Genomic DNA, 18,306 nt, shown 5'->3' with positions numbered 1-18,306 from the left:
GGACGTTCAAGCATCTCAGACGAGCGCTTAAAAGCGGATGTTGAGACCTTTGCTGCCTTCCGCATTGGCAGATGCGATCACCTCAATGTTGGGAGCTTAAGCACTGCCTTTGCGATGCGTCAGGGCGGGCGGACGCCTGGTCGCCCCTATCGTCCCGCAAAATCGCGGAGCGTGGCACCCAGCGTAGCAAGATTGCCGTTCAGCTCTTCCAGCGCAGCTTGGTCCATCCCAGTCGCCGCGAGAACTTCGGCCGGGACACAGCCCAGAGCAGTCTTCGCAAGGTTGCTGCCGGCCACTGTCAGACCCAACCGCACCACCCGTTCGTCCTGCGTGTCACGTGTACGAGTTACCAGCCCGGCCGCTTCCAGCCGCTTGACCAGCGGTGTCAGGGTGTTGGATTCCAGATGCAGCTTCTCGCCAAGCTCGCTGACCGTCTGCCCCTCCTTACTGCTCAGCGCCACCAATGCGAGGTATTGGGGATAAGTGATGCCATACGGATCGAGCAGTGGCTTGTAGACACGGTTGAACGCCAGGCCCGCCGCGTAGACGGAAAAGCACAGGAACTGGTCGAGCGGATTGCCTCCGGAGGCATTGGGAGCGGTTTCGGTCATGACCTCTATATAAATCGCACACGATTTAATCGCAAGGGTTGACTCTGCTTCTGAGCAGCGTATTTAAATCGTACACGATCTAAGCGTGAACGATCTTAAAGGAGCCAAACCATGACCAAGTCAATCCTGCTTACCGCCCTCACCTCCAGCGCTTTGCTGGCCCTCTCGCCTGTCGCCGCTCATGCCCAAACGTTGGAACCAGCCGCCGCGGGCTTTGCTGAAGCAGCCGCCGCCGGCAAGCCAATCTATGAACTCGCCTATGAGGATGCCCGCGCCGTGCTGGCAGGAGTGCAAGCCGACAAGGTTGAGGCCTCTGCCCCGACAACCACGCAGGACCTTGTCTGGAACATCGGCCCGACCGGTGCGGTGCGCATCCGCATCGTTCGGCCCGCCGGTGCTGAGGGTGATCTTCCCGCGGTGCTCTACTATCATGGTGGCGGCTGGGTGATGGGCGACCGCAACACCCATGACCACCTGATCCGCGAGTTGGCGGTACAGGCCCGTGCGGCGGTGGTCTTTGTCGAATACGACAACGCCCCTGAAGTCCGCTACCCGGTCAATAACGAGCAGGCCTATGCCGCGCTCGAGTATGTCGCGGCGAACGGCGCAGCGCTCGGCATCGACGGAACTCGGCTCGCGGTGGCGGGTGACAGCGCGGGCGGGAACATGGCGATCGCCGTCACGATGATGGCCAAGGACCGCGTCGGCCCCAAGATCAGCCACCAGCTGTTGTTCTACCCGGTGACTGACGACGTTTCGGACAATGCCTCATATCGCGCATTCGGTGAGGGACCGTTCCTGACTCGCAAGGCGATGGACTACTTTCTCGAAGCGAACTTCCCGGACGAAAGTCGCAAGGACGTGCTTGCCTTCCCGCTGCGCGCTTCGAAGCAGCAGCTTGCGGGCCTGCCCGCAGCGACGATCATCGTCGCGGAAAACGACCTGCTGCGCGACGAGGGCGAAGCCTACGGCCGCCGCCTGATCGAAGCCGGAGTGCCGGTTGCCACCACTCGCTTCAACGGCACGATCCATGACTTCGTGATGCTCAACCCGCTGGCGGCGAGTGAACCGGCCCGCGCGGCCATCGCCCAAGGTGCGGCCCGTCTTCGTGCTGCCTTCGGCAACTGATACGCCAGACCTCTCATCAAGGAAGGACCATCGATATGACCAAGATCCTCTACACCACCCGCGCCACGGCCACCGGCGGCCGCGACGGCCGGGCCCGCACCGATGACGGCACTTTCGAAGTGGCATTGGTCACGCCAAAGGAAATGGGCGGCAATGGCCAAGGCAACAATCCCGAACAGCTGTTTGCAGCTGGATACGCCGCCTGCTTCCTCAGCGCGATGAAGTTCGTCGGCTCGCAGGGCAAGCACGCCAAGGTTCCTGCCGATGCCAGTGTCAGCGCTACAGTCGGCATCGGGCCACGCCAGGATAAGGGCTTTGGTCTGGCGGTCACGCTCGACATTGCGCTGCCGGGGCTGGACGCTGCGGACGCCGAAGCACTGGTCGCCGAGGCCGATACCGTCTGTCCCTATTCCCATGCGGTGCGCGGTAACATCGAGGTCCGCCTCGCGGTGACGACGGAGGCATAATGCTCCGCAAATCAGGGCCCGGTCAGTCGCGACGCTGATCGGGCCATCGCCCTTTATACCGATCCCCCCCGCGCCAGTTCGCGCGCAAGATCGACGAAAACCCTGAAAGCCGCGGGCGGATTACGGCGGCTGGGATAATAGAGGCACAGCGGCGAAAGCGGCGGGGTCCAGTCTTCCAGCAGCCGCACCAGCTTACCCGCAGCGATATCCTCGCGCACATCGGACTCCATGAAGTGACCGATCCCGATCGAGGCGAGCACCGCGATCCTTGCGAGGCTCGCTTCGTCGAGCGTGAGTGGGCCATCGACATCCACTTGCAACGGTTGCCCTTCGGCTTCGAATTGCCAGCGAAGGAGTGCGCCGTTGGGCAGCCGCGTTCGAATGCAGGTGAGACCGAGCAGGTCGGCAGGCACACGCGGCAACTCGCGCCCCGCCAGATAGGCAGGCGTAGCAACCACAACATGCTGCCGCACCGGGCCGAGCGGGATGGCAATCATATCGCTGGGAACGAGATTACGGCTGCGGATGCCGAAATCGAACCCGTCCGCCACGATGTCGACGAGATTCCCCTCGGTCACGAGGTCGATCCGGACCTGCGGGAAACGCCGCAGACATTCGAGCACAAGCGGCGCGAGAATCTCGCGTCCCGCCGTGGCGAAAGTGTTGATCCGCAGCGTGCCAGCTGGCGTATCCTGCTGCGCGCGGACCGCGTCGAGCGCCTGATGAATGTCCCCCAGCGCGGGTGATAGCTGCGCTATGAACCGGCGCCCCGCCTCGGTCAGCGCAACACTGCGAGTGGTGCGGTTGAACAGGCGGACGCCAAGCTGGCTCTCAAGCCGGGCGATGGTGTTGCTGAGTGCCGTGGTCGACACGCCGAGATCGAGCGCCGCTGCGCGGAACGATCCTTTGCGCCCGATCGCAAGAACGGCATCGAAATCGGCAAGACTGTAGCTCCGCATTGTCCCTAATTCCGCAATATCATATCCTCTTTTATCCTGCTTATGCGGACAGCGTCAAAGGTCTATCCGGGTGTCTCACACACCAACTCCACCGGAGACTGAACATGAGCCTCACCCTTCCCGATCCGATCGCCCGCTATTTCGCGGCTGACAAGCACAGCGATGCTGCATCGCTCGCCGCCTGCTTCACCCCCGATGCAACGGTGATCGACGAAGGCAACACCTATGTCGGACATGAGGCGATCCGGCAGTGGCTGGCAAATGCGTCGACCCAATACACTTACACAGTCGAACCGTTCGCGCTGGCCCAGCACGACGGGCGGACCATTGTCACCAGTCGGCTGAACGGCAACTTCCCCGGCAGCCCGGTGGACCTGCGTTACATCTTCGCGCTTGAGAGCGACGGGATCGCGGCGCTGGAAATCGTACCATGATCCCCTTCATCACCCTGGAGGGAAAACGCGCCCTCGTAACCTCGGGTACCCGTGGAGCCGGTGCAGCCACGATAGCGCTGCTCGAAGAACTTGGCGCTCGCGTGCTGACCACGGCGCGCAGCAAGCCTGAGTCGATGCCCGCAGCGCAGTTCGTTGCTGCCGATTTGACCACGCCGGAAGGCTGCGCAGTGGTCGCGGAAGCGGTCGAGAAGCGGCTCGGCGGGGTCGATATCATCGTTCATATGTTGGGTGGCTCGTCGGCCCCGGCGGGCGGCTATCAAGCGCTGGACGAGGCGCAGTGGCGCAGCGAGCTTGATCTCAACCTGATGCCCGCTGTCCGGCTCGACCGGGCACTGGTGCCCAGTATGGCGGCGCGCGGATCGGGCGTGGTGATCCACGTCACCTCGATCCAGCGCGAATTGCCGCTACCCGCGGCGACCACCGCCTACGCCGCAGCCAAGGCGGCGCTGTCGACCTACAGCAAGAGCCTGTCAAAGGAAGTCGCGGCCCAAGGCGTCCGCGTGGTGCGGGTCTCGCCCGGATGGATCGAAACCGAATCGTCGATCGATCTGGCGCGCCGGCTCGCTGCGGAACATGGCGTCAGTGTGGAGCAGGGCAGGCAGATGATCATGCAGTCGCTTGGCGGTGTGCCGATCGGCCGCCCCTCAAGACCTGACGAGATCGCCAGCCTGATCGCCTTCCTTGCCTCTGAACGGGCCGGGACAATTACCGGCACAGAATATGTGATTGACGGCGGTACGGTACCGACGGCCTGATTTGATTTCCGAGTGCACGATACGATCACTACAATCGCTTGCGGGTCGGAAGCCGAAGGGCAATTAACCACCGCGTGACTGATGCGATGCACGTTCCTGACTGCCTGTCTGGCATCGTGCCTCGGTCAGCGAAAAAATGATACCACTGGCGACACCGCCGAATAGACAGATCGCAGTCGGGAGCGGGTCGAACCTCATTCCGTTTAGGCCGACACCAAAACCGCGCGACCAGTATTCAGGGAGCAACGCCACAACCAAGGCAATACTGGTCATGCCGATGAGAACATTGACCAACAGCCCACGTCCCGCGCCGCCAGCGCGTGCCGACAATACGAAGGCAGCGAAGATGAACCCATAAGTCAGCTTCGCTGCCGGCGACACTTCGTCCGCGACCTCAAAGGTATCCAGAAGCAGGTTTCCGCTGGATGCGAGGGGCGAAAGTGACAGCAGGGCGATCACGAGGCTAGGCAAATAGACTGCTGTCGCCCAACCCAACACCCACGCAGTGAAGAAGCATTTGGATATCGTCGATCGCGCGCCCGGCATCGCGCTGGTCTATCCAACTTTCCCGACAAGTCGAGGGTGCCGACCGGCAAGAATGGGGTCGATTGCAGAAGGACTGCTTTCGGCGGGGAGCACGTTGAATCTGGCTGGCAGTTATCGGGACCGCGGATCAGCCCCGCACATGACCAGAGTTGGGTTGATTCCTGAATGGCCGCTTTTGATGAGCTCGGCGATTAACAGGCACGACGAATTGGATTAATCAGGCTTCATGTCGTCGCCTGTTGAGCTAGCTATCGAGCATGTCCGCTCTCGTGCATCTGGCCCGCCCATGTCCGATGTCCTGCCAGTGACCTTGAACTTCCATCCAGACACATGGGTCCAAGACGAACTCACCATTCAACGCATTGTCCACGATGGCTTTTACAGATCGCAATTTGAAACTGCGACCAGCAACGGCGGCCTTACGGCAAACCTTGGCGGGGACCGTTGGGCGTGGGAAAGCGATATCTTTGGCGGCGCTTATGATGAGGCCGATCCTGCGTTGCGCCCTAAATACGGGGCTCTCAACTTTCGGCACGACGTGATCGGAGGGTCGCCACGATTTGGGTCTTGCCACTTGCGATTGCGCCCGCACGTCCTGGCGCGCACGACATTCTGCTATCCTGACAGCCATTTGATCCCAGAGACATTTGGAGTGGTGGATCGTTTCGCGCTGAGTGATCTTGCCGAAGAAAACGCTCTCGAGCTCGATCCTGTCCTCGACAATTACATCGAAGCCCACGTGCACGGACCGCTGAGCATCAAAGAGGATGTCGAAGCGCTGGTGCTTGATCTGAGCTATCGCAACACCGCAATCGAGGAGTGGGCAATGCGGCTAACCTGTGATGTCGAATGGCATGACGGTTTCAGGTTACAGCTTGATCGGTTGTTTGCTCACGATGGATTCCGGCCCAAGTCCGCGATCGACGCTATTTCGGAACTCAACATCAGTACGCCAGCGGACCTTGGCAAGGCGCGTGACAATCCTCTGGATTATCAGACCGCCAAATGGGTGTGGCATTGCATTGCCCGCTTTGGCCGGGACCATTGAATGCCCCGCTGCTCTGCCCGCAACCAGTCAATCGATTTGAATGTCTGAAATGGCGGCAACGGGGTCGAAACCTGAATGGCAGATTTTTCGCAACCGCGGCGATTTCCTGCCGTTCAACAAGCGACCCCTCAGCGGTTGTTCCACCAACCTGCGTCCATCACCCAGTTGCGTAAGGATCGGCGCGGTCAGGCTGTCACTTTGCCGACGGCCTGCGCTTCACTTTGCTGCGTGCGCCCCGTCACCTCGAGAAATTTCTCGTGGTATTTCGCGTGTTCGGTGCCCATCCACTTGTCCCACCAAGTGAAATAGAGGCCGTAATTGGTGTTGAAGCCGCCATTATGGTGCAGGTCATGGTGCACAGTCGTGTTGATCCAGCGGGTGAGCGGCGAATCCAGCCACCAGCGCGGGAAGACTTCGAAACCGGCATGACCCATAGCGTTGCGGATGATCTGGAAGTTCAGCCAAGTGAACATCACCCAACCCGGTGTCGGCACGAAAAATTGCCAGAGGGGCACAAACATGAACATCACCGCCGCCTCGGGGATCGCGAAACTGTAGGCGGCCCAGGGCGTCGGCGTGATCGAGCGGTGATGTGCGCGGTGGAAGTGCTTGAACAGCCGGGGATGATGCATGAACCGGTGCGACCAGTAGAAATAGGCGTCATGCGCGATGATGATCCCGGCCAGGATTAGCAGATCAATACCAAGGCCAAAGCCCTCGCCGAACACCGAATGAAGCAGCCCGACCTCGCGCCCCCAGATCAGGAAACAGGCACCAACCACGTAGACGAGCGCTGATTGCACCGACTGCAAAAATTCACGGCGCATGTCGGCAGCCGTGGCCTCCCGCGCCTGGATCTTGCGCGCTCTCATCGCCGTTCGCCGTAGCAACCAGACCACCGCAAAGGTGACCGAGGCGGCGGCCAGATAGCGCCCGAAATCGAACGCGAATATAAAATGCCCCTTGGTGAGCAGGATATCAAGCGGGGGAATTCCGGTGGGCATGATCTCATCTTTCGTTCGGTGATGGCCGCCATCTGGCGCTCTCTGCACTTCTCTGCGCGTCTATCTCCAATATCGGCTAGCCGATTTCGAAATCAGCCAGCGGCGCGGGCGCGAAATTCGCTTGGGGTCATGCCCTCGGCCTCACGAAAGGCGCGGTTGAACGGACCGAGTGAGCCGAAACCGGCATCGAGCGCGATGGTGATGATCGGCACGTCCTTTTGCGCAGGATCGGCCAGCGCCGCCTTCACCTCGGCAAGCCGATAGCCATTGAGGAAGGCAGCAAAATTGCGGTGGCCCAGCTGGCGGTTGATCGTGCGGCGCAGGCGGTATTCCTGCTCGCCCAGCAGCGCGGCAAGCTTAGCGATCGACAAGGTCTCATCGCGGTGCGGCAGATGATCCGCCATGAACTGCAGCAAGCGGGTGGACAGCGGATCATCGCCCGGGTTCGGTGGAGGTTTCGCCGGCGTGCCCGAGACCTCTGCCGCGCCGAACATGTCGGCCTGACGCATACGCAGCAGCACTGCGCAAAAGCCGAAAACACCGAACAAAGAGCCGCTGGCGACCACCTGCTGCAAAGAACCACTGGGCAGGCCGCGGGAGGTGCCCATCTCGACAATGGCGATCACAATGACATAGATCGCCACAACGCACACGAGCAAGGGCCGGATCCGCCGCCGCCGTTCGACCAGATCGCCCTCTCGGCTGCGCCAGACTTCCCACAGCGCCGCGGCCGCAAAACCCAGCATTGAGACCCTGAACAACACGGCAGAAATCGTGTTGGCGATTCCGCCGGTGGGGAATGTCAGCTGCACCACCAATGTATTGACTACCGACAGGCCAACCAGCAACGCGCTGATCGGGGCGACCTGCTTTTCATCGTTGAACCAGGCCTTAGCGAACAGCCAGAACAGCCCCGGCGTCGCTCCCGCACCCAGCGCGAAGGCAAGGCCCACAATGTTCCGCTCTCCATACCAGCCCGCGGTCACGAGCAGATAGCTGCAGATCGCCGCGTTCATCGCCACAGCGAGGCGCGCTGGGACATCGCGCCAATGGTCGCGGATCAAGATCCAGCTCCACAAGGCCAGCAAAGCGATCGACCCGCCGCGCGCCATCTGATCGACCTGTTCGAAAGCGGTCATGGGCATCTGGCTGCCAGAACCCTGCAGGAGCGGCAAGCCGATTCCGGAATCGCCCAGTCTGTCCGGAATCCATCAGCCTTGTGCGATCCGAAAATGACCAGCCCGATTTCGAAACTGGGAAGCGTCAAGGGCGCCGCGCGGCCACCTCCGATGCATCGCCGCTCAAATTGGTGAGCGGTGCCATGTTGAAGGAAACGATCATGAAGCTCATTCATATTCTGCCCGGGTTTGCCACTTTGGCGGTTCCGGCCGTCACAACCGCTGCCCCTGTTCCGCAGAGCATCGCAGTCGAAGCCGGCGACCTAGATTTTGGATCGGACAAGGGGCAGCGCATTCTCGCGCTGCGAATTCAGCGCGCCGCCAGGGCGATGTGCAAAGCCCAAGCGTTGGAACACCTGCCGCAGAACATCCGCAGAGAGCGCAGGTGTATTCGGGAAACGCAGACAAACGCCGATGCCGCGGTGAAGACCTTGACTGCCGCAAGCGATCCGACACCGGATAGGGGTGGCTAACGCTGAAAATCGGATTGGACAGGGACGCGTTGCTGGAGCCATGCCGGAGTTGCGGCAGAAAAGCTGCCATTCGCCTTTCCACCCATTAGCAGCCGTTCCCAGTCATGGTGCGCGTTCCCGATAGTGGACAGACACGCTCGACTACCGCGATTACAGCTACGACACCCGTGAAACCCTACCCACCCTGATGCAAAGCGACGGAGCGGGGCTGGCTTGGACGTTCGACGATGGGCCGGACAAGACTGTGCGTTCATCCGAGACGTGGGCGTTCGACCCTTCGGGCCAAATGCTCACCATCACCAGCGGCAGCAACGCTCCTGATCAATGGCGGGTGGGAGAATCGCGTACCTTGGGCGATGGTGACTCGATCACCATCGTGCTCGAAGGTGAGAGCCTCGAAAACGGCCGCACCGTGATCGCGCGCAAAATCCTTACCCGCGATGGCAATCGGTAGCGGATCACCAAGCAGACGCGCGCTGCGGGCGAACCGTTCCTTATGCGCCAGAGCTATGAACTGCGGCAGTGAAGTCTGAGTGTAACTCGTTGTCTATCAACGGAGCTGCAAAACGTCCGGGGGCGCCGCTGACGTTACTTCAGCACCGCCAAGGCATCTATAATCTGTACATCCGACATCTGATCGAGATAAGCATCGTAATACCCCTTATGCGACGCGCCGACGATGTTGAGCACGCGCGCACCGGGCGCATTGCCGAAGGCTTCGCGGATATTGGCCACCATCCGCAGATTGCGCGCCTCAAACCAAGCGACATAGCGGCGGCCATGCAGGCCATCGCCCGACATCTTGATCGCGCGGCCATAGTCGAATTCGATGAACACCCGCAGCGTCTCAGGTTCGTTCATGATCCGATACAGCCCGAGATAGTCGCCGGTCTTCGCTGCATCGGCTTGCGCCGCATAATACCGCGTTATGGCAGGAACAGTTTCGGCACCACTCGAACTCCAATGCGCTTGAAGTGCTTCCGCGAATTCCGGGCCGGCGGCGGTCTGGATGCTGTCGGCGGTGTGGTCGTCCACCGCATAAAGCCGTTCCAGCCCTAACCGAACCGCCAAGGCGACCCCGATTGCGACTGTCTCATTGGGCCAGCTTTCGACCTTTCCAAGAATGTCCATCAAGGGCTGATCTATCCCGTCTCCAAGCCTTCGCTCAGAGACTGGTAGGCGCAGCCATTGAACCAATGCCGAAGGCCGGTCATTCGCGGCCAAAAACAGCGACGCGAGCTTGCGGCGCTGCGCGGGCGATGGGGCCGTGGGCCAGTCGCTAAAGGTGGCCGTGATTGCTTCCATCGCTTGCGGCACTGTCAAACCGGTTGAGGCTTCAACCACCTCGGTGTCCCAGCAATAATCTTCGAATATTCCGGCGTAGCGTGCCTTGTAGCGTTCAACCTGGTCGCATTGTTCGCCCGACAGCCCTTCATGTGTGATGATCGAGGGTTGAAAGGTCTCCAGCTTGTCGAGCAGGCTGTCCATTTCGGCCGCAGTGGGCTTCTTTTCCAGCTGAGAAAGATGGGCGCTACCGATGGTCAGCACTTCGGTGATCTGGCCTTCCTGTGTACCACGCAGGGATTTGGGATCGAAAGCGGGCGTACCAGCAGGTGATTGTGCGATCGCAAGCGCCGGAAGTGCGGCAAAAACAATTAGCAATGCGTTTTGAATCAAGCGCATGAGGGCTCCATCTTCTGAGTATTCAAACAGTAGCGCGAGCATATTCAGGGTTCTGAAAAATCCGCGTTTCGATCGATCAGGTTGAATCCGAACATATGTCTGTCTCTAATTCAATCAAATCCTGAACTTCCAACTGCGTCAGCCAGGTCACTCAAAACTCTCGGCAGTCCGACAGCCGTTGTTCGCCTTTCCACCCATCTGCGGTCATGAGCCGGTCCGACGCGCGATCCCGAAAGCCGCATGGCGGCTTGGCCTCTCTCGCGAAAAATTGCAGCCGTTCAGGAAGCGACCCCTAAGCTGTGATTGACGCAAGTCAGGCGGCGCCCAGCCAAAGGGCAAGGCTTGCGGCGAAGGAGGGGTGGCCAGCCATCAGGCTTTGACGAACATTCCGTGAAAGCTGATCGGCAGTGCCACATCTGCGCGCCAGCTGGCAACGGGACCAGCGGCCACGTCTCCGGCGCGAAGCAGATGCAGTTCGCTCGCCCCCGCTTTCAGATTAAGGGTTGAACCAATCAGCCAGCCATCGCTTTCGCGCGCGCTGTTGCCGGGGGCGTACTGGAACTCCTCGACAAGTTGATGCGCGCCGAAATCAAAGCTGTCGCTGCGACCGCGCTGCCAGTCCCATGTGGCAATCGCGTGGGGAAATGGGCCTGCCTCGTCATAACCGGCGACATGCGCAGTCAGGCAGTGCGGCTGTTCAGCGCGGCGGGGATCGCTGGCCGGAAACTCACCCGCCACCCCGGTCGGCACCACTGCGGCCTTGCCATCGGGATAGAGCACGATCTCATGCAGCATCGCACGCGGGGGCGGAACATATTCGCCGCGCAGCAGTGCGCTGGCGCTGGTCTGGCCGAAGGTAGGGTCGGCTTCGAGACACCCGGCAAAGCGGATCGTTCCGTCGGACTCCTCCCAGCCATCGCCATAGTGAAACGCGCTGAAGGCGGGCAGTTCGTAGATGCGCCTTTGGTTGAGGTCGTCCTTGGCGATGACCATGACCTGCGTACCCAGATCGGGCTGCCATTCCATCGTGGTGCTGATCGGAAAGCCGAAGCGGGTTTGCAGCCAGGGTTGCAGCACGATCACGATATGCCGCGCAGTGATGGTGAAATCATGGAAGTAACTGGCGCGCGGCAAGGGCAGCACGGCAAAATCGATCAGTCGCCCGTCCGCGCCCAGATGCCACAGCCCGGTGACCTTGCCATTGCCGCCGAAATTCCAGACCGATCCATCGGCCCCGATCCGGGGGTGCGCGGAAAAGGGCACGTGCTTGAGATCGTCGCGGAAGGTCTTGATCCCGTCGGTCATCAACGTCTCGGGGTCCATCCGGGTGGCCGAGCCACCTTCCCACAGCGCAAGCAATTCACCGCCAATCAGCCGCACATTGGTATTGGCGGCGTTGGCATCGTCATTGTTGCTGATGACTGCCCCTGATCCCGGAGCGGTGCCGAAGCCGGGCATGACGATCCGGTCGAGCTGCGTTTCGAGCCGCCGCTTGGCCGTGTCGGCAAAGCGCGCGACGAGGCTGGCGCGGCCATCGGCGATCTGGAACCGACGGATCAGCCCATCGCCATCAAACCAGTGGCCTGCGCTCGATCCGCCGCGCCGGAACTTGGCCGGGCCGTTGCGGTACAGCACGCCCGAGAAATCGGCAGGAGTACGGCCCGCAATCGGGGTCAGGGCGCGCGGGGCGATATCGGCTTCGACATCGGCGACCCCCAGCGTCCAGTCCGCTGGCGCAGCTCCGGCCAGAAGGCGTTCAGGGGTGATGACCGCGCTCGCCGCCGCCGCTGCGAGCAGCGACTGGATGAACTGGCGGCGATCGGCAGAGGCTTGCAGGCTGATCATAGGCTGGGCTCCTGTAGGCAGTCGTTCAACGGAAGGCGATGGTTTGCACGGCCGGCCCAGCAATGTCGAAGGCGGCGGCCTCCCACGTGGCCGGACCCATGTTGCCCACTGCATTGTTGGAGAAGGCAAAGGGCTCGATCGGCATCCCGAACGGATTGGTGTTCATGGCTCCGTCACCGTTCACATCATGCACGATCTTGAACCCGTAGCGCCCGTGAAGGACATTGGGGATCGCGGCGGTTGCGGTATCGCCCGTGACCGGAACGACAATTGCCGTGACCGGTGCAGCGCCGCTGTCATAGGCCTCCTTGCTGTCGAACAGCGCCAGCATGATCTGGCCGGTCGGGTTGGCGATCTGGACGAAGTTGATCTCCAGCGTGGTGGTATTGGCAACCAGACCGCCAGTGGCAGGGCCAATCTTGGCAGCGGGTGGCGGCGGCGGGGCTGCGTCTTGCGCAGCAAGGCCGGGGGCTTGGATCAGGAGAGCAAGGCCAAGAACGGCAGCGATCGTCGGGCGGCAATGAGTCATGGCAGGAGGTCCTTCGAATTGTGTTGGTTGATGACCACCTCTGTCTGAAGAGCTTCGCCTGTTTGTGCCATCACGGCTTCGCAATCTGCGTCGATCCTTCGCAGAATGCGACGCTTTGACCGTCCACGCTACGTGAAATGGTCAAGGCACTTCGCCAAGTGGACCAGAGTGACAGTCTGGCACAACGCCGAGGCGCAAAAACGGATGGCTCGCACCCTCAAGGAACGGCGAGGATCCAAAAGCTGCTGCTCCGTTTTCCACCCAGTTGTTGCCGGTTCGGCGACTTTTGCTCTTCACCAAAAGCGGCCATCGGAGCCTGCCCGACGGCCGCCATGATGTTCAGATCTCGATACGCTCAGCCAGAACAAGCGCATCCTCCACGTCGACACCGAGATAGCGGACGGTATTTTCGATCTTGGAATGGCCCAGTAGGATCTGCACGGCACGAAGGTTTCCGGTTGTGCGGTAAATCATCGCTGCTTTGGTGCGACGCATGGAGTGGGTGCCATAATCTTCGCGCCGCAGCCCCGCTGCGGTGACCCATTCATCGACAAGGCGCGCATACTGCCGGGTGCTCAACGGTTGTCCCGAATGGATGCGGCTTGGGAACACGAAATCATCGATGGTGCCGCTCCGCCGAAGAAGCCATGTTGCAAGGCTAGCGCGAGCATCTGCGGTGATTTCAAATTGAACGGGTCGCCCTGTCTTCTGCTGAATGATCATTGCACGGCTGCGGACTTCAGATCCGGCCACAAGGTAGCCGATCCTGAGCTTCACCAGATCGCAGCCACGCAGCTTGCTGTCGATCGCAAGGTCGAACAACGCGCGGTCGCGGAGCCGCTCTTCGCGGTCGAGGAAGAAACGGATTGCCCAAATCTGCTTCTGGGTCAGTGGCCGCTTTGTTCCTACGGTTCTGCCAGCATTCCACGAGACCCGATTTTGCATGGCAGGGTCGAGGTGAGAGTGGGTCATCATTTTTCTCCTTGGCCGTGATTGGCCAGGAAGAAGAACGTTCGTCAAACCGAGCGCATCTCGTTGGCCTCACCCAGGCATCGACATAAGGCCCGGCCAAAGGCACGCTGACCAAACAGCCGCTCCCCTGAGGGCAGCTTTCGGGATCGAGCCGGGTCGTCACTCATGGCTGGAACTGGCGGAACCAGACGTTCAAGTGGATGACTGGGTCTGGTCGACAGCGTTCATCCCACCTCCAAATGGATTGCGCGCCATGGTGGCCCGAACCCCCATGGGTCTCGGACACCGTCAGCATCGCTAACCTCGCGTCCTGATGCTACGATTATGCTGCTTTGACCAAAACCAGATTCAATCCGATATGCCAGACCGAAGGTTCGAACGACCTCTCGATGATAGCAACTGGTCCTCTTCCAATTAAGACCAATCAAGGGTTCGTGTGCCTCAATGACAATCCCGCAATGGCTTTCGATCGCAACTCTGACGGGGATGATGTTGCTCTTCGTTTGGGGGCGTTTTCGCTATGATGTGACCGCAGTCATCGCCCTCCTGGCAGCTCTCGGTCTTGGGATCGTATCACCGAAGGATGCCTTCTCCGGCTTCTCTGATGACATCGTCATCATCGTGGGCTCCGCCCTTGTTGTTTCCGCAGCCATACAGCGATCAGGTGTGGTGGAAGCGTTGCTCGCCAGGGTCGCCCAATTCACACGCACGGTGCCATCGCAGCTTTCACTTCTCATCGCATCGGTGGGCGTCCTGTCAGGGATGATCAAGAACGTTGGCGCATTGGCGATGATGATGCCGGCAGCATTTCAACTGGCGAAGAAGAGCGGCACCAGCCCGTCTGTCTATCTGATGCCGATGTCGTTCGCATCGCTTCTGGGTGGGCTGACAACCTTGATCGGCACGTCGCCTAACATCATTGTCAGCCGGGTTCGTGAAGATATGACCGGCGAGCCGTTCGGCATGTTCGATTACCTCCCCACTGGTCTAGGGTTGCTGGTAGTTGGACTTGTGTTCCTGCGTTTCGCATATCGGCTGCTACCAGCAGATCGGCGTGCGGCGCCATTGTTGGGCGAAGCGCTGGATATTTCGGCCTATGTGACTGAAGCGACCGTTCCCGAGGGTTCACCGGCGATCGGGGAAACTATCGACGAGTTCACCAAGCGCCATGAAAGTGAGATCGACGTTACAGGCCTCATCCGCGGCAGCTTGCCCGGTCAAATCGGTCCGATGGTCCAGGTTCGCGAAGGCGACGTGCTGATCCTGGGCGGCGAGCCTGATGCACTTGAGCGGGTGATTGCGGCAGACCGGTTGAGCCTCGCAGGTGAAGGAAAGCCGGGAATGGATCCCGGCGACGGGATTGGTGTGCTGGAAGCTGTCATCAAAGCCGATTCCGCCTTGATCGGCAGAACTGCGGGAAGGCTTCTCCTGCGCGAGCGGTTTGGCATCAATCTGATCGCCGTGTCGCGTGCTGACGAAAATCTGACGCGGCGCATCGGCCAGACCGTGCTTCAGGCGGGTGATGTGATCGTGCTTCAGGGACCGATGGCGCTATTGCCCGACCGACTGGCCAAGCTCGGCGCATTGCCGCTAGCGCAACGGGATATCCGCCTTGGATCCTCGCGCCGGGGTCTGCTTCCGGTCGCCATTCTTGCTGTTGCCATTGTGTCGACCGCAAGCGGGTTGGTGCCGGTCGCCACTGCGTTCTTTGCCGCTGCAGCGATGATGGTCATTACGGGCACACTGCCTCTTGATGAAGCCTACGAGGCTATAGAATGGCCTATCCTGATCATGCTGGCAGCTTTGATCCCGGTCAGTGCGTCGTTACAATCCACCGGTGCAGCTGATGTCATCGCGAAGCAGCTTGCGATCTTGGCAACCCAACTTCCTCCATGGGGCGCCGTCGCGATGATATTGATTGCGGCGATGGCAGTGACGCCATTTCTCAACAATGCGGCTACCGTGTTGGTCATGGCACCGATCGCCGTGGTGTTTTCCCAGGAGCTTGGGTTCCGGCCCGAGCCGTTCCTGATTGCGATCGCTGTCGGGGCGGGATGTGACTTCCTTACCCCTATTGGTCATCAGTGTAACACCCTCGTGTTCGGTGCCGGCGGTTATCGATTTGGAGATTATGCACGCCTTGGAGCACCGCTTTCGCTGTTGGTTATCTTGGTTGGAACCCCTTTGATCCTGTGGTCTTGGCCATTGTAGGTTCCACTGATGCGTGGCGACCCCGAATACAAGATTTCAAGATCTCGTGCCTTTCGGAACATGGTCTGACTTGCGGCGGCTATCCACCCATCATCGGTCATGAGCAGGGCCGATCCGCGATACCGAAAGCAGCGTGGCGGCTTTTGGCGGAACCAGACCTTCCATCCGGCTATCGTGAACGACTGAAATTGGGTCGAGAGCTTCCCAGCATATTTCAATCTACAGGGCGACTGACATTCTCCGGATGACCATTGTGGTCACTGGAGAATGATCATGGAGACGCATGAAACAGATTTGAACGCAACGAAGCGCCCCGTCTGGAACGCGGGAAGAAGTGTTGGCGCCAGGCGCGCGCTCAAACCGAAGCAAATCTGGGAAATTCGATTTCTCCTGAATGAGCGCCGCCGATTGCGTGACCGTGCACTCTTTGACCTCGCGATCGATAGCAAGCTGCGTGGCTGCGACCTTGTGCGAATGAAGATCGGCGACATTGTAAGTGGAGGGCAGATCCGAACGCGCGCAATCGTGATGCAGCAGAAAACAAGCCGCCCTGTTCAGTTCGAGATTTTGCCGGATGCCCGGGCTAGCTTGTTGGCATGGCTTGAGCATCGAGGTGGCACCGTAGACGATTATGTCTTTCCAAGTCGGGTCGATCGCAACGGGCACCTCAGCACCCGCCAATATGCTCGGCTTGTTGATGAATGGGTAAGCGGGATCGGCTTGATGCGAAGCGAATATGGTACTCACTCTCTGCGGCGGACCAAGGCGTCGATCATCTACAGGGCGACCGGCAATTTGCGTGCCGTCCAGATACTCCTCGGCCATAGCAAGATCGAGAATACGGTCCGCTACCTCGGAATCGATGTAGAGGACGCACTTGCCCTCGCCGAGAACACGGAAATCTGAGCACTCGGCTCCTCGTTAGCGCCGAGGAGCCGACCTACCAGCGGTGGGACTTAGAAGACATGTCCGAGCGAGCTATTAAACGACTGTTTGCGCCAAGAGCGGACAAGCAGCGTTCATTCGACCAGAACGGCAAAGGGACAGAAACCGGACCGGTTGCTGACGGTCAGCTTCTTGAGGCAGCGCCAAAGAAAGCGGACTAACGCCGCTTACGATCCCCGAGGTCAGGAGAGCCTCGCTTCCTTGCTCACAATACCTTGAGCAAAGAGATCGGCAATCGATGCAGCAACGCTCTTCGGATCGCAGGTGCGGCTTTGATCGATCCACTTTGGAATCCACATGAAAGCACCCGCTGTGATCGTCGCAACCATGCGGTGATCGCAGTCGCGGCAACTGCCATCTCCAATACCCGTTCGCAGCATTCCGTCCGACATTGCCCACAGGCGCTGGGAGCGTTCGATGAAACGGGCGCGCGGGGCTTCAGGCAGGGAAAACAAGCCTGCCTGAAGAATTAGCGGCGGTTCGTCTCCCGCCTGCGCCTCGCTGTTCAGATACATCACCGTAAGCGAGCGTTCCAGGCCCGAGATGGCCAGCTCATCCGCCACATTGAGGATGCGCTCGTAGAGTTCGAAGGCCAGGCGGTAGCAGCTGAGCACGAGATCGGTCTTGTCGTCGAAATAGTGATATACCGCGCCCTTGGTCGCGCCAAGGCTTGCGCCGATCTCGTCGAGTAAGGCGCCATCAAGGCCCTTGCTGTTGAACAGTCGCGCCGCAGCGATTGCGACCTGCGTTGCCTTCTCTTGCGTTGCTTCCGTCCGATCGAAAGCGTTGAACGAGCGCGCAGTTAGGGACGCAAGATCGACGGGGCACACGAAGCTGCCCGCTGGCTCTGCAGCAAGGCCCCCGAACAGGATATCGATTATGGCAGCAGCCGAGCGTGCACGCACTTTGGCGGTGTCGCGGTATCCGAGCCAGGCCGCCGAAAGCTGCGCCCAATTCAGCATGCCGACGATGCATTGGGCTGCGATTTCATGGTCGATCAGCCGGAACAGGCCCGTCGTCGCGCCGGAATTGAGGATGGCTTGTAGTGCCTCGGTGTTGCGGCGGTTGAGGTCAGCGATCGTCTCACGCTGGTTCTCGGGCAGAAAGTCGATGTCGGTCAGGATTGCCGAAGGTGGATTGCTGCTACCCAACACCCTGTTGATGTAGATCCTTAGCGAATCTGCCGGATCGCGTCCTTCCTCGAAGGCGATCGCAAGATCGTCGGCCGTCGTCTCACAGGTCCGCAAATAGGCCCGGAACACAAGATCACTGCGATCCGTGACGTAGTAGTAGAGCGCGTTGCGCGACAGGCCGAGCTGTTCGGCAAGCGCATTCAAACTGACCGCAGCGGCGCCGCGCAGATTGATCTCCCTAGCGGCGGCATCAAGTAGCGCCTCGCGCATGCGAGCCCGCTTCTTGGGCCTGCCTCGGCTTCTCGGGGCATCACCTGCGATGGTCATGGGCACCTGAATAAGCGCAACTGTGCGTCCGCGACAA

General features: G+C 60.3%; 19 protein-coding genes. 9 read left to right on the top strand and 10 right to left on the bottom strand.

Annotated elements, in window-relative coordinates:
- Positions 1–146: 146 nt before the first annotated feature.
- Positions 147–611, bottom strand: a complete 465-nt coding sequence (locus GVM20_RS00280) for a MarR family winged helix-turn-helix transcriptional regulator (protein WP_166545310.1) — start codon at positions 609–611, stop codon at positions 147–149.
- 111 nt (positions 612–722) lie between these two features.
- Here GVM20_RS00280 and GVM20_RS00275 point away from each other — a divergent pair, with 111 nt between their 5' ends.
- Together GVM20_RS00275 and GVM20_RS00270 are read left to right on the top strand one after the other, a co-directional pair.
- Positions 723–1,739 carry an alpha/beta hydrolase gene (locus tag GVM20_RS00275; RefSeq protein WP_166545309.1) on the top strand — a complete coding sequence of 339 codons (1,017 nt, stop codon included), beginning with the start codon at positions 723–725 and terminating at the stop codon, positions 1,737–1,739.
- 35 nt (positions 1,740–1,774) lie between these two features.
- Positions 1,775–2,206, top strand: coding sequence for an organic hydroperoxide resistance protein (locus GVM20_RS00270; RefSeq protein WP_166545308.1), 432 nt, complete (start codon positions 1,775–1,777; stop codon positions 2,204–2,206).
- A gap of 53 nt (positions 2,207–2,259) precedes the next feature.
- On the opposite strand, the gene GVM20_RS00265 is transcribed toward GVM20_RS00270, so the two are convergent.
- A complete protein-coding gene (locus tag GVM20_RS00265) occupies positions 2,260–3,165 on the bottom strand; it encodes a LysR family transcriptional regulator (protein WP_166545307.1) in 906 nt (301 codons plus the stop codon).
- Positions 3,166–3,269: 104 nt separating this feature from the next.
- Here GVM20_RS00265 and GVM20_RS00260 point away from each other — a divergent pair, with 104 nt between their 5' ends.
- Both GVM20_RS00260 and GVM20_RS00255 read left to right on the top strand, forming a co-directional pair.
- On the top strand, positions 3,270–3,599 hold the full coding sequence (locus GVM20_RS00260; protein WP_166545306.1) for a nuclear transport factor 2 family protein: 330 nt from the start codon (positions 3,270–3,272) through the stop codon (positions 3,597–3,599).
- Positions 3,596–4,375, top strand: coding sequence for an SDR family oxidoreductase (locus tag GVM20_RS00255; protein WP_166545305.1), 780 nt, complete (start codon positions 3,596–3,598; stop codon positions 4,373–4,375). Before GVM20_RS00260 ends, GVM20_RS00255 begins: the two co-directional genes overlap by 4 nt.
- Positions 4,376–4,438: 63 nt before the next feature.
- On the opposite strand, the gene GVM20_RS00250 is transcribed toward GVM20_RS00255, so the two are convergent.
- A complete protein-coding gene (locus tag GVM20_RS00250; protein WP_166545304.1) occupies positions 4,439–4,834 on the bottom strand; it encodes a hypothetical protein in 396 nt (131 codons plus the stop codon).
- 373 nt (positions 4,835–5,207) lie between these two features.
- Here GVM20_RS00250 and GVM20_RS00245 point away from each other — a divergent pair, with 373 nt between their 5' ends.
- Positions 5,208–5,969, top strand: coding sequence for a DUF3626 domain-containing protein (locus tag GVM20_RS00245; RefSeq protein WP_199799376.1), 762 nt, complete (start codon positions 5,208–5,210; stop codon positions 5,967–5,969).
- A 185-nt stretch (positions 5,970–6,154) separates the two neighbouring features.
- Here the strand turns inward: GVM20_RS00245 and GVM20_RS00240 are convergent, their stop codons facing one another.
- Both GVM20_RS00240 and GVM20_RS00235 read right to left on the bottom strand, forming a co-directional pair.
- Positions 6,155–6,973: a sterol desaturase family protein gene (locus tag GVM20_RS00240; RefSeq protein WP_166545302.1), complete on the bottom strand. Its 819-nt coding sequence runs from the start codon at positions 6,971–6,973 to the stop codon at positions 6,155–6,157.
- A gap of 92 nt (positions 6,974–7,065) precedes the next feature.
- Positions 7,066–8,112, bottom strand: a complete 1,047-nt coding sequence (locus GVM20_RS00235) for a helix-turn-helix domain-containing protein (RefSeq protein WP_166545301.1) — start codon at positions 8,110–8,112, stop codon at positions 7,066–7,068.
- A 200-nt stretch (positions 8,113–8,312) separates the two neighbouring features.
- Here GVM20_RS00235 and GVM20_RS00230 point away from each other — a divergent pair, with 200 nt between their 5' ends.
- The gene (locus GVM20_RS00230; protein WP_166545300.1) at positions 8,313–8,624 is read left to right on the top strand and encodes a UrcA family protein; all 312 of its coding nucleotides are present in this window, start codon (positions 8,313–8,315) and stop codon (positions 8,622–8,624) included.
- 187 nt (positions 8,625–8,811) lie between these two features.
- Positions 8,812–9,078 (top strand): hypothetical protein, encoded by a 267-nt coding sequence (locus tag GVM20_RS00225; protein WP_166545299.1) that lies wholly within the window; start codon positions 8,812–8,814, stop codon positions 9,076–9,078.
- Positions 9,079–9,212: 134 nt separating this feature from the next.
- Here GVM20_RS00225 and GVM20_RS00220 read toward each other — a convergent pair whose 3' ends face one another.
- From GVM20_RS00220 to GVM20_RS00205, 4 genes are all read right to left on the bottom strand, one after another.
- Positions 9,213–10,349: a DUF5694 domain-containing protein gene (locus tag GVM20_RS00220; protein WP_199799375.1), complete on the bottom strand. Its 1,137-nt coding sequence runs from the start codon at positions 10,347–10,349 to the stop codon at positions 9,213–9,215.
- A 327-nt stretch (positions 10,350–10,676) separates the two neighbouring features.
- Complete coding sequence (locus GVM20_RS00215) at positions 10,677–12,152, bottom strand: carotenoid oxygenase family protein (RefSeq protein ID WP_166545298.1); 1,476 nt, start codon at positions 12,150–12,152, stop codon at positions 10,677–10,679.
- Between the two features lie 25 nt (positions 12,153–12,177).
- The gene (locus GVM20_RS00210; protein WP_166545297.1) at positions 12,178–12,681 is read right to left on the bottom strand and encodes a DUF2141 domain-containing protein; all 504 of its coding nucleotides are present in this window, start codon (positions 12,679–12,681) and stop codon (positions 12,178–12,180) included.
- A gap of 339 nt (positions 12,682–13,020) precedes the next feature.
- Positions 13,021–13,653: a tyrosine-type recombinase/integrase gene (locus tag GVM20_RS00205; RefSeq protein WP_166545497.1), complete on the bottom strand. Its 633-nt coding sequence runs from the start codon at positions 13,651–13,653 to the stop codon at positions 13,021–13,023.
- 444 nt (positions 13,654–14,097) lie between these two features.
- Here GVM20_RS00205 and GVM20_RS00200 point away from each other — a divergent pair, with 444 nt between their 5' ends.
- Both GVM20_RS00200 and GVM20_RS00195 read left to right on the top strand, forming a co-directional pair.
- The gene (locus GVM20_RS00200) at positions 14,098–15,864 is read left to right on the top strand and encodes an SLC13 family permease (protein ID WP_166545296.1); all 1,767 of its coding nucleotides are present in this window, start codon (positions 14,098–14,100) and stop codon (positions 15,862–15,864) included.
- A 273-nt stretch (positions 15,865–16,137) separates the two neighbouring features.
- Positions 16,138–16,770: a tyrosine-type recombinase/integrase gene (locus GVM20_RS00195; protein ID WP_166545295.1), complete on the top strand. Its 633-nt coding sequence runs from the start codon at positions 16,138–16,140 to the stop codon at positions 16,768–16,770.
- A 221-nt stretch (positions 16,771–16,991) separates the two neighbouring features.
- Here the strand turns inward: GVM20_RS00195 and GVM20_RS00190 are convergent, their stop codons facing one another.
- A complete protein-coding gene (locus GVM20_RS00190; protein ID WP_166545294.1) occupies positions 16,992–18,269 on the bottom strand; it encodes a TetR/AcrR family transcriptional regulator in 1,278 nt (425 codons plus the stop codon).
- Positions 18,270–18,306 lie beyond the last annotated feature (37 nt).

It is taken from the genome of Porphyrobacter sp. SLTP (assembly GCF_009905735.1).
In the GTDB taxonomy this organism is placed as follows: domain Bacteria; phylum Pseudomonadota; class Alphaproteobacteria; order Sphingomonadales; family Sphingomonadaceae; genus Erythrobacter.
Note: the sequence above shows the minus strand (reverse complement) of the source record. Positions and strands in the feature narration are given on the sequence as shown.